The sequence below is a fragment of the Wolbachia endosymbiont of Atemnus politus genome (genome assembly GCF_013309895.1).
In genome coordinates this window covers 19,298-30,212 of sequence record NZ_JAAXCS010000004.1, presented here as the reverse complement: position 1 = coordinate 30,212, position 10,915 = coordinate 19,298, and the positions used below count along the sequence as shown (strand labels likewise).

8 protein-coding genes and 6 pseudogenes are annotated in these 10,915 nt (G+C 36.3%); 6 read left to right on the top strand and 8 right to left on the bottom strand.

Annotation, left to right across the window (positions count from 1 at the left end; all coding sequences use genetic code 11):
• The 6 genes and pseudogenes from HET73_RS00630 to HET73_RS00610 form a co-directional block, all read right to left on the bottom strand.
• Nucleotides 1–265 (bottom strand): exonuclease/endonuclease/phosphatase family protein (locus HET73_RS00630; RefSeq protein ID WP_174133878.1); only part of this gene is annotated, 265 nt, incomplete at its 3' end.
• 233 nt (nucleotides 266–498) lie between these two features.
• The gene (locus HET73_RS00625; protein ID WP_174133877.1) at nucleotides 499–783 is read right to left on the bottom strand and encodes a hypothetical protein; all 285 of its coding nucleotides are present in this window, start codon (nucleotides 781–783) and stop codon (nucleotides 499–501) included.
• 142 nt (nucleotides 784–925) lie between these two features.
• On the bottom strand, nucleotides 926–1,246 hold the full coding sequence (locus HET73_RS07665) for a hypothetical protein (RefSeq protein ID WP_246209612.1): 321 nt from the start codon (nucleotides 1,244–1,246) through the stop codon (nucleotides 926–928).
• Between the two features lie 209 nt (nucleotides 1,247–1,455).
• On the bottom strand, nucleotides 1,456–1,746 hold the full coding sequence (locus HET73_RS07660; RefSeq protein ID WP_246209609.1) for a hypothetical protein: 291 nt from the start codon (nucleotides 1,744–1,746) through the stop codon (nucleotides 1,456–1,458).
• 15 nt (nucleotides 1,747–1,761) lie between these two features.
• A pseudogene (locus HET73_RS09270) lies at nucleotides 1,762–2,550 on the bottom strand (DNA polymerase III subunit delta'); the annotation flags it as partial.
• Between the two features lie 30 nt (nucleotides 2,551–2,580).
• Nucleotides 2,581–3,147 (bottom strand): annotated as a pseudogene (locus tag HET73_RS00610) (L-threonylcarbamoyladenylate synthase); the annotation flags it as partial.
• A 277-nt stretch (nucleotides 3,148–3,424) separates the two neighbouring features.
• Between HET73_RS00610 and yajC the strand changes: the two are divergent.
• Both yajC and glmS read left to right on the top strand, forming a co-directional pair.
• Nucleotides 3,425–3,865: a preprotein translocase subunit YajC gene (gene yajC, locus HET73_RS00605; protein ID WP_174133876.1), complete on the top strand. Its 441-nt coding sequence runs from the start codon at nucleotides 3,425–3,427 to the stop codon at nucleotides 3,863–3,865.
• Between the two features lie 17 nt (nucleotides 3,866–3,882).
• Nucleotides 3,883–5,672 (top strand): annotated as a pseudogene (glmS, locus tag HET73_RS00600) (glutamine--fructose-6-phosphate transaminase (isomerizing)).
• A gap of 185 nt (nucleotides 5,673–5,857) precedes the next feature.
• Here the strand turns inward: glmS and purD are convergent.
• Together purD and serS are read right to left on the bottom strand one after the other, a co-directional pair.
• Nucleotides 5,858–7,065: pseudogene (gene purD, locus HET73_RS00595) on the bottom strand (phosphoribosylamine--glycine ligase).
• 40 nt (nucleotides 7,066–7,105) lie between these two features.
• Nucleotides 7,106–8,392: pseudogene (gene serS, locus HET73_RS00590) on the bottom strand (serine--tRNA ligase).
• Between the two features lie 719 nt (nucleotides 8,393–9,111).
• Between serS and HET73_RS00585 the strand changes: the two are divergent.
• The 4 genes and pseudogenes from HET73_RS00585 to HET73_RS00570 all read left to right on the top strand — a co-directional run.
• Complete coding sequence (locus HET73_RS00585; RefSeq protein ID WP_174133207.1) at nucleotides 9,112–9,423, top strand: hypothetical protein; 312 nt, start codon at nucleotides 9,112–9,114, stop codon at nucleotides 9,421–9,423.
• Nucleotides 9,374–9,595: a hypothetical protein gene (locus HET73_RS00580; RefSeq protein ID WP_174133875.1), complete on the top strand. Its 222-nt coding sequence runs from the start codon at nucleotides 9,374–9,376 to the stop codon at nucleotides 9,593–9,595. The genes HET73_RS00585 and HET73_RS00580 overlap by 50 nt, the downstream gene beginning before the upstream one ends.
• A gap of 214 nt (nucleotides 9,596–9,809) precedes the next feature.
• Nucleotides 9,810–9,980, top strand: a complete 171-nt coding sequence (locus HET73_RS00575) for a hypothetical protein (protein WP_174133208.1) — start codon at nucleotides 9,810–9,812, stop codon at nucleotides 9,978–9,980.
• A gap of 164 nt (nucleotides 9,981–10,144) precedes the next feature.
• Nucleotides 10,145–10,681 (top strand): annotated as a pseudogene (locus tag HET73_RS00570) (tRNA dihydrouridine synthase); the annotation flags it as partial.
• Between the last annotated feature and the right edge of the window lie 234 nt (nucleotides 10,682–10,915).

The following is a 10,915-nucleotide window of genomic DNA, read 5'->3' as shown; positions in this document are numbered from 1 at the left end:
CTATGTGTTCCCACAATCTGCTGCTGACAATCATTCCAACTCCATTCTTCATTTCTTTACCTCCACTCCAAAAAAGCCTGTATCCATTTCTCAACTTTCTCTCTCCTGTTCCTTTCCACTTTGTCTCGCTCAGACCCAGCACATCCAATTCCCTCTCCATCATGAACTCCACCAGCTCCTCCACCTTCCCCGTCAATGTCACCACATTCACAATCCCCATCTTAATTTCCTCCTTCTCCTTGGCACCCGATAGTCCATTTCTCATTGTCCTCCCCGGCCCAGAGCAGTGCGTCGCTTGTGGGGAACGCCCCGGCTGTGTCGCAAATCCAGATGTCCCTGGCTCCACTTGGTTATAGGCTGCTGTTAATTTGGGTTCGCCACTTCCAAATTCCATGTCGTTGGTTGTAGCTAGCTTCCGACTTTAGAACCGTTTCCTGTTCTCAGGACAAGAGAGTGCCCTGCCTCATCACCCGGATGAAGTTTGAATCGTATCCCGGCTCACTGGAGTATATAATCGAAAGGCTCCGTGCCAAGCCTCTTGGTTTCCGTCACGAAACAAATTTCTTTGGTTTCCGTTGCCAAACAGATTTTCTCCGTTGCAAAACAGATTATCTTCGCTGCCAAATTCCCAAGCTCTTTCGCATCCGATGCCAAGCTAGCAAGGTTATAGCACTCAAAAATTGCTAGAGCTGCATTAGTTGGCTGCTTCAACTCCAGCCGCGTGCGCGCGTTATTCAATAATAAACATAAGCACACAAAAAGAAATGATACTATCAATACCACCTAAGACCTTTCTGCTACACAAAACAGATATCTATGACAGTACCTTTTGCCGAAATAACTCTTGTTTTTCATTGATTCAAGCAGTTTGTCTTCCATATTGTAGAGCCCTATCAAATTATTACAACAGCAAACTTCAAAAACCTTAAAGTATATCTAAATTTTCTAAAATTTGATAAATGATTATGCCACCTTGTTCCGCAATAAGGTAAAATTTATCGACTCTGCTCATATCTACATTTATCATTTTTACATTACAATTTTCATGATCATAGGTAATGCCGTTTACACTTTTATGATAATTATAATAATGTAATTTATTTTGATCATCAAAATAACCAAATTCATCAGCAAGGGTACCCACCTTTCTACCAGTTCCAGCTTTGACTAGCCCAAGTAAATCAATTGCATGGTTTTGCGATCCAGCTTCTACAGGTCCCTCTGCAGCAAAAAAACATAGGTGCATGACTAAGATATTCCTTAAATTTTAGATTATGAGCCTTTTTTACGCTACCAAAATTCACAAATTTGTATTCATCTGAAACACTGGAATATCGCGGATCATACTTTTTATATATAAAAAACTCATTACCTAAAACGTTGCAAAAAACGTTAATTTATATTCACCATTATTTAATCGAGAAACCTTAAGATAATGAAAATCTCCAGAAATTTTTACCTCTTCTTTTTTAATATGATTGCGCGCACAACAAGCTTACCATTAGGCATATAGTAGCCAATTTTTGGCAAAGTAGCTATATCGATTGCTTTGTTTAGTTTAAAATTCGCTTCATAAATGCCTCTTGATAACTCATTTCTTTTTTCTAAGGTTACATTCTGATCTAAAGCTATATTTTTAATTATGCTTAATTCTTTCTGCATGTTCAGTATGGCTTTCGTCAAAACTTCTATTGATTGCCATATAGTTAATTTATTATCAGTCAAATTATGTACTGTAAATATCAAATTAACAGGATTCTATCACAAATTTATGTCAAAAGTGTTATAATTTGTAAACTGATGCTATGATATTAACTGCATTAGCTAAAACATGCTTTTTATCTAAGTGGAGTTGTCTGGCGGGAACAAAAAGTTCAACTATTTTTTTCCACTGATTTAATAATTTCCACATCATTCACTGCTTTCTTTATGCTTTTCAAAATGAAAGCTTGAATTATATATGATGCTAGTTCTCTCTAGTTCGATTTCGCTGTTAATTACCTTATTGATAACGTCAAGATCTTTGAAGTTATGAAGAAATTTATAAAAGCACCTGTATGATTCATAAGTATCACTACTTATTATATTTATTATCATTCCTGGCATTCCGGGAAATAAAGTAATGATTTCATCAAATGTTTGATCGTCAAATTCACATTGAGATGAAACAATTTGCTTCGTCTCATCATAAGTCAGTGGTAATAAACTCAACTGGAAGCACCTACATTTAATAGTAGTTTGTATATTGTATGGCTTATGGCTAATTATGAATATTTTAGAATTTTTTGGCGGTTCTTCTAATATTTTTAATATTGCGTTTCTAGCGTTGTTCGTCATTGCTTCTAAACTATCTATTATAGCGATCTTGTATTCTGATTAAATAGGGCTTAAATATAGAAAATTTTTCATTTCTCTCACTTTTTCTACTCCTATTGTATCACCTTCAACAAGATGTAAATCCAACGCTACTTCATCATAGTTTTTTATAAGAAGCCAATTCGAAAAGGTTTTTGCGAGTGTTGCTTTTCCTATACCTTTCCTACCGCAGATCTTCTTCCTATAGACGTCTGCCTGAAAGCATACCATTTGAAATGAAATTGCACCCTCCGTTACAACCTTAATCTTATATTGAGTTAAGTCAATAATAGTAGATTCTATACCAGAAACTAATTCATCACCTTCAACCACCACAGATAAGTGTTGTTTAATAAATTTAGGTATATCGCTTGCTTTGCATACACTTTTTTCTCCCGAAACATTGATACTAGTTGCAACTATCGTGGTTTTCAGCCCATTTAGTATTAAAATCGCAATAGGATAATTGGGAACTCTTACGCCTATGCTACCTTTAAAGAATTCATCCGGTAGTATGTCGTTATTTTTAAGCGGTAAAATGTAAGTGATTGGTCCAGGAGAAAAGTGATTTATTAAACTAATATATTTTTCCTCTAGTTTCGCCATTTTTGTCAAACTGTAAACATCATTAGCAATGATGGATAATGGTTTATTTTGAGAACGCTTCTTTACCTGATATATTTTCTTTTTAGCTCCACTATCTAGCGCACTACAAGCAAGAGCATAAACCGTTTCTGTTGGAAAACACACTAGTAAGTTGTTCTGTATTGCATTTATTATTTCAGATATCATATAGCACATACATTCAAGTATTAAAGAGGTTAGCAATTTTACTTCGTGCTAACCCTTTTCCGGCATGTTTTTTTTCGACAATTAAATGGCTATTTTATATGAATTTTGTCAGTGACCACTAAATTTTTGCTTGCACCCTATTGTCAGCTGCTTGAATAGTATACTGGAAGTTTCTTATCTTTTACAAGGAGTATCATTTTTTTCATCAAACTTGACATGAAATAGTATTATAATTAATACATAAGCAAGTTTTTATCGTTAATAATTAGGATTAGATATGTTCATTTCTGAAGTTTTTGCAGCAGATGCAGCTAGCAACGCATCAAGTGTTGGTGCATCCTTTGTAAGTTTTGTTCCATTGATTTTAGTGTCTGTAGTAATTTATTTTTTTATTATCCGTCCAAACCACAAAAGATTAAAAGAACATAGAAAGATAAATCAGGTAAAACGCGGTGATACAGTTATTACCTCTGGTGGAATAATAGGTGAGGTTAACAAAGTTGATGAAGTAAATGCACTGTTTGTAATAGAAATAGCGCCAAAAGTTGAGATAAAAGTTCTCAAATCTGCTATATCTGAAGTTTTAAACAAAGAAGCTCAAAAAGTAGTAGCCAAACCAACTGAAAAGGGCAAAATTGAGAAGGAACACAAAAATAATAAAAGTCAGTCAGATAAAAGGGAAAAGGGAAAAGACAATAAAGATAAAAATGCTTCATAACTCTAGAAAAATTTGTTGTGTGTGGAATATTTGGAGCAGTAAGTGATGGCGATTCGGTGATACCAACTTTGTTGACCGGATTACGGATGTTGGAATATAGGGGGTATGACTCTTCAGGTATAGCGATTATAAACGATGAAGGAAAGATGGAAGTTAAAAAAATCAGAAGGTAGAGTTGAAAGGTTATGTGAGGTTGTTAGAAACAGCAAGATGACTAGCAGTACAGTTGGCATAGCACATACTCGCTGGGATACACATGGAGCTCCAGACCTTAAAAATGATCATTCTATTTATACTAATAACGTTGTTGTTGCTCATAACGGCATAATTGAGAATTACAGTCTGCTAAAGAAAGGTTTAGAAGAAAGGGGAATACCGTTTCATACTGACACCGACACGGAAGTCATACCAAATATGCTCACCATATATCTTAATGATGGACTGTCACCTGTTGATTCTCTATTTAAATGTTTAAGCAATTTGCATGGCTCGTTCGCTTTAGTCTTATTATTCGCAGAATACCCAGATGCTTTGTTTGTCGCAAAAAGAAATTTACCTTTGGTAATAGGTTATAACTGTAATACCGTATTTGCTGCATCTGACTCGAATAATTTAGGTGCACTGGTAGAAAAAATATCGCATCTGGAAGATGATGATGTTGCAGTGATAAAGTCTGGCGAAGTTACAATATATAACAATGGCGCACAAGTTCAACGTAGCATAGAAGATAATGGGCAAAGCAATTTTTTAATTAGTAAAAATAGCTACTATAGCATCATGCTAAAAGAGATAGATAATCAATTTTATAAAAAGTATACAGAGGTAATACCTGCCAACAAAAAAATATTTTCTGAACTGAATCACATTACTATAGTTGGGTGCGGGTCATCTTATTTTGCTGGACTAATAGCGAAATATTGGCTAGAAAGTGTTGCTCAAGTTCGAGTATATCCGGAAATCTCATCGGAATTTAGGTATAGAAACATAAGATTAGAAGAAGGAAGCTTTGGATTATTCATATCTCAATCTGGCGAAACTGCAGATACCATGGAAGCGCTACGCTATGCGAAGTCACAGAAGCAAACGGTCATTAGCATAACTAACACGTGTAACTGCAGCATCGAAAAAATCTCAGATATTGTGTTACATAATCTTGCTGGACCAGAAATTGGTGTTGCTTCGACAAAAACCTTTTCTGCGCAGCTTGTAATTTTAGCATGCTTTGCCTTAGAGCTTGCGAAAATAAAAGGTACATTGGATAAACAGAGAATAAAGACGCTAATAAATGCTATTAACTCTATTCCCGAGTATGTTGAACATGTTTTAAATGTGATGAAGACGCAACATGTATCAGACAGTATACTGGAGCACAGCAACATCATTTTAATCGGCAGAGGAAGCTTATATGGAATTGCAATGGAAGGTGCATTTAAGATAAAGGAGCTTTCATACATTAATACCATTGGCATTGCAGCAGGAGAGATGAAACACGGTTCAATTGCGTTGATAGATTAATCTGTACTTGTTGTAGCAATTATTCCATATGACAATTTATTTTTTAAAACACTGTCCTATATACAAGAAATTATTGAGAGAAAAGGCAAAGTGGTAGTCTATAGTGATAAGCAAGGATTGCCATTCTTAAGAGGGATTTGTACAAATGTGGTGCAACTACCAGATGTTGATAGTTTTATCTCTCCGATCATATATAGCGTTGCTATGCAATTCCTTGCTTAATCCACTGCGGTAAAAAGGGGTAGATGCTGATTGTCCAAGAAATTTAGCTAACTCTGTTACGGTTGAGTAACCATACAAACATTGTAGCCATAGAAACGGATTAAATGCTAAAAACCCCTTCCCGCCAATCTCCTTACAATTGAAACCATAGTAATAAGGTTGTTAGAAGTAGCTTTTGTATTTAGTTTCAAGTACTTAACTCCCAATGTCGTATCTGAAGAATCCCCCTGGCCATTCCAGAAAATTTAACGCTGATTACACTTTACTTTTAGCTTCCTCTACAGCGTTTCCTTCCCCTACTATATTCAACACTCTTCCACCATCGGAAACCCAATTACCACTTTCATCCAACCTAGTACCAGCGTGAAATACCGATATACCAGAAATGATGTCAATTTTATCCAACCCCTCAATTACTTCTCCCGTTTGATAATTACCTGGATAGCCTTTACTTGCCACAACTACACAAACCGCAGCTTTGTTAGTAAACTCCACCGTTTTGGCACTCAACTTTCCTTCCGCAACTGATAACATTAATTTTAATAAGTCACAATTTTCATCAAATCTAGGCAAAATAGATTGTATCTCCGGATCACCGAATCTAACGTTATATTCAAGAAGTTTAGGGCTATCTTTGCAAATCATCAAACCAGAAAAAAGCACTCCTTTATAAGGTGTCCCCATATTAGTCAGTGCTTGAATTGTCGGATATATTATTCTTTAGATAATTTTTTGCTCCATATCCTTACTTATAATCGAAGGTGATGAGTATGACCCTACCTCCAGTATTCTGACCTTCATTGTTTTCATCAGCCCTTTTATAATCTTTTCCACATCCAAGGGTTACCACTTTTAACCCCTCAACAAGAACAAAAAAACTTACTTCTTCCCCAACTAAAAATTCCTCTATAACTATCTCCTCACCTGATTCACCAGACTTTTTTTCCACCAACATTGAATCTATCGCTGAAAAATCCTCGTCTTCTGTATTACATATTATTACGCCTTTTCTTGCCGCAATTCCATTTGCTTTCACTACAAGCGGAAACTTTATTTTATTACTACATACAAAACTTTTATCTAACTTCTCATCAACAAAACACACATACCTGGCAGTTGGTATACCATATTGCTTACACAATCCCTTGGTAAAAGACTTTGATGCCTCAAGTTTTGCAGCTGCCTGACTTGGAGCAGAAACATTTATTCCCTCTGCAACTAAGTTGTCGGCAAGACCATCAATTATTGGCTATTCTGGACCAATAATAACCAATTTTATATTTTCTCTCTTGCAAAATTGCGCAATATCAATTGAGTTTTGAATATTTATATCCACAAGAACCCCAAGATCTTTCATAGCTTGGCGGCCAGGAGTGACATATAGCTCCGTTATGATAGGAGATTTTTTGAGCCCAAAGTAAAGCATGCTCACGTCCACCAGAACCCACAACTAGAACCTTCATCTTCATCTTCATTCCCTTGCTTTTCTGTATGTTAAAATTATTATCTACCTATAACAGTATCATTACCCATGTACTTTTGCAACACGTTTGGTATCGTAATCGATCCATCAAAATTCTGATAATTTTCCATTATGGCAATAATCGTCCTTCCTATGGCTAAAGCTGAGCCATTTAAAGTATGAACATATTTTTTTACCTTTCTGTCAGTTTCTAAAAAGTATTTAGTGTTCATTCTTCTTGCCTGAAATTCACCACAATTTGAGCCGTTTGATATTTCTCTGTATTTATTTTGTTCAGGTAACCATACCTCTATGTCATAAGTCTTCTGTGCAGCAAAGCCCATATCACCACTACACAATAGCATCACTCTATAAGGCAATTCTAATTTTTTTAATACCTCTTCAGCAACATTTGTCATGCGCTCAAGTTCATCATTTGATTGGTTTTCGGTTGTGATACTCACAAATTCCACTTTAAAAAATTGATGTTGCCTTACCATGCCTCTCGTGTCTCGTCCTGCGCCACCGACCTCTTTACGAAAACACTCCGAATATGCAGTAAAACGAACGGGCAGTTCTTTTCCTCTATTATTATATCAGCAACCAAATTTGTCAAAACCACTTCACCTGTGGGAATCAATCTCAATTCGTCGGTAGTTAAATATGAATCATCAGAAAATTTCGGTAGCTGACCAACATTATACAAGTATGCTTGTACATCACTTCATTCTTTACAAAGCCGGATGATATATTTCAGTATAGCCAAATTCATTAACATGCATTTCAAGCATAAAATGTACTAATGCTCGTCCAAGCTTAGCTAACCGTCCTTTCAATACTGCAAATCTTGACCCGGAGATTTTTGCTGCTTGCTCAAAATCCATCGAATCCAACCCTTCTCCGAGCTCATAATGAGACTTTGGCACAAAATCAAATTTTCTTCTCTCTCCACATTTTCTAACTTCTACGTTGGAGCTCTCATCTTCACCTATTGGCACGTTTTGTGCATGGATATTTGGTAAGTTAGATGAGATATTCATTAAGTTATCTTTCTCCGTTTGCTCTTTTAAGCTGATTGCTTCTATCTCATTTGTTACGTCTTTGACGCTTCTACCTCATTTTCACGGTGGCTCTTGCTCATTTTGAGCTTCTTTATCTCTTCTGTGATTTCATTGCGCTTCCTATTCAAATCTTGCAGTGTAGTGGTTAATGACCTTTTCTCATGATCGATTTCCAATATTTCTTCCACAGTAGAATTTTTAATACCCCTGCTTCATCACTTTCCCGAATTCCTCAGGGTTTTTGTGTATATACTCTATATCATGCATACATTGTGCTATTACCAACATTGTTACTGTACTTTAAAAGCTTATAATACTCAATATTTTTGCACACGCCATTAATAACTGCTATGGTAATAGGATAAATTAAAGATATCGTTTTGCCAGTCAACAAATGTTCGTTCATAAATTGCAACTAGCTATAAATATTTAAGAAACTTACCAAGTGGAGAAAAAAGGCAAAAGAAGCCCTGATCAATATCTGTTCAAAAACATTGAAATCTTTTTAGCCTTAAACGCTGCAATTTAGCTGCTTTTAAACTACAACTCACCTTGACTTAAACGTTAAGAAACTTACTAAGCAGAAAAAAAGGCAAAAGAAATCCCGTGGTAGAAGTTTCTCACTCTCTAATCCTGCAAATTGGCGTGCTATACTGTCTTAAACGACTTATAAGCGCGTTTCAGCTTGTATAGGGACAAAGACATGAGGTGAACATAGTGCAAAAAATTAAACATAAGACGCCAACCGTGAAACTTTCGTCGTTTAATCTGCACAGATTGAAGCTAAATGAATAGCTCTAATACTATGATAAGGGTAACGGCAAAAGTTGTCAAGTAGTTTTTTGTTTCTATTGAATAACGTTATAACTTTTTTCCACTGTTGTTTATCCGCTTTCTGTATAGTGGGAATTGGTATAAGCTCATCATAATTGACTAACCCTTAAAATTTACTAAAATCTAGTTAACTTGGAATTCACGGATATAACATGTTAGACACTACAGAAAAGGGCACATACTTTACCAAACTCAAAGATGGTGGAAGGTTTGCTATTTACGCTTTTGGTATACATCTGGCAGCTACATTTACCATTGGCTGTTTAGGGTTGATAGTAGGATCTCCTCTACTGACCTTTCCACTTGCTATGCTCATCTCTCATCCCATAGTTTGGGTTTTAATGGGAGTAGTGCTTACAGCAGCATACGAAATGGCTGTTAAACCTTTATTTCGCTTAGTTAAAGGTTATGTTAATGGAAAAGGAGCTTCAAAGGAAGAAAAGAGCAAAAAAAGAAGGAGTTGAGCCACAAAAACCGCAAGAGCAGGCTGAAACAAGTCAAGAGGGGCCAGAAACTCCGGACGAAAAGGTTGATTTACAAAAATCACCTAATGAAAAAAAAAACAAAAAGGTCCAGATGGAGATAGTGGTATTGTACCGGCTGGCTCAGAGAACAGTAGTCGTAGAAACTTTGTAGATAGTGGTTATGGTGGTAAAGAGTTCAGCGAAGATTTACAAACTCTTGTGCATCAGACAAATAGAGGAAATTATGATTACTGGTTACAACAGCATGATATTCCTCATATTCCTCATAAAAAACAGCACAAACGTGTCGGGACAAGAAAAATGAATTAGTTAACGCCCCAATAGATACTGATAGTATAGTGAGCGCACTTGAGGAAATTTTGTGAATGGGAAGTGATAACATAAAAAGCTCTAAAACCAAACAACAAAAAGATGGCTGCAATTGTGGAATATACGCGTTAAAAACCGCTCGTAAAATCACACAAATGTTCAACGAAGGTAAATTATTCAATAACATTGATAAGGAGTTATCAGAATATAAATTTGATTTGAATTAAAAAAGAAAAGAGTTTGTAAGAGCGCTTATGGAAGATGAGCAATGGAAGCAAGGCCTAGAAAACGGGCTGTTATGCGAGCTTCCGCCAAGAACAGCAACATCTCTTACTTCAGGAGTGCGGAATGCTCAGACTGGCAACACTATATAGTTTTTACCATTAGCCCTATGTCCCTCCAAATAGGAAATCTGACAATTGACTCTCCGCTAATCTTAGCGCCAATGTCTGGAGTGACTAATTATCCATTCAGAAGTATTGTACAAAATCTTGGTGCAAGTTTATTAGTCTCAGAAATGATCGCAAGCAGGGCTATGATTATGCAAGCTTGCCAGAGCATACAAAAAGCAAAAGTTGATGAGTTAACTGCTGTGCAGCTTGCTAGATGCGAGCCGAATGTTATGGCAGAGGCTGCAATATTAAATGAGGATATGGGAGCTAAAATCATAGACATAAATTTTGGTTGCCCAGTTAAAAAAGTAGTGAACGGTTACGCGGGATCAGCACTAATGCGTGATGAAAAAAAGGCCGCTGTGATAATTGAAGCTGTAGTTAAGGCAGTAAGTGTGCCGGTTACGGGAAAAATGCGCACTGGATGGAACGAAGAAAATCGTAATGCTCCACATTTAACGAAAATCGCAGAGGATCTTGGAGCAAAAATGATAGCCGTGCATGGAAAAACAAGTGCTCTTTTCTTGTCATCCCAGTGCCCTCCTCCTGTCATCCCAGCACCTCCACTTCTTGTCAGTCTCATCCCAGTACTGGGATCTAATTTACTCTATAATGATGTCATCTCAGCCAGGTCTCAAATGCAGGTTGAAAACTGGCTGGAATGACATCTTTCTACTCGTCTCATAATTGCAACTATAAATATTAAGAAATTTACCAAATTGAGAAAAAGGCAAAAGAATCCCCATGGGTGGCTAGTTATTTACATTTAA

Coding starts and splice junctions, on each gene's coding strand:
- yajC (WP_174133876.1), top strand. CDS start 3,425: ATGTTCATTTCTGAAGTTTTTGCAGCAGATGCAGCTAGCAACGCATCA.
- HET73_RS00580 (WP_174133875.1), top strand. CDS start 9,374: ATGGAAAAGGAGCTTCAAAGGAAGAAAAGAGCAAAAAAAGAAGGAGTT.
- HET73_RS00575 (WP_174133208.1), top strand. CDS start 9,810: ATGGGAAGTGATAACATAAAAAGCTCTAAAACCAAACAACAAAAAGAT.
- HET73_RS07665 (WP_246209612.1), bottom strand. CDS start 1,246: ATGCACCTATGTTTTTTTGCTGCAGAGGGACCTGTAGAAGCTGGATCG.
- HET73_RS00585 (WP_174133207.1), top strand. CDS start 9,112: ATGTTAGACACTACAGAAAAGGGCACATACTTTACCAAACTCAAAGAT.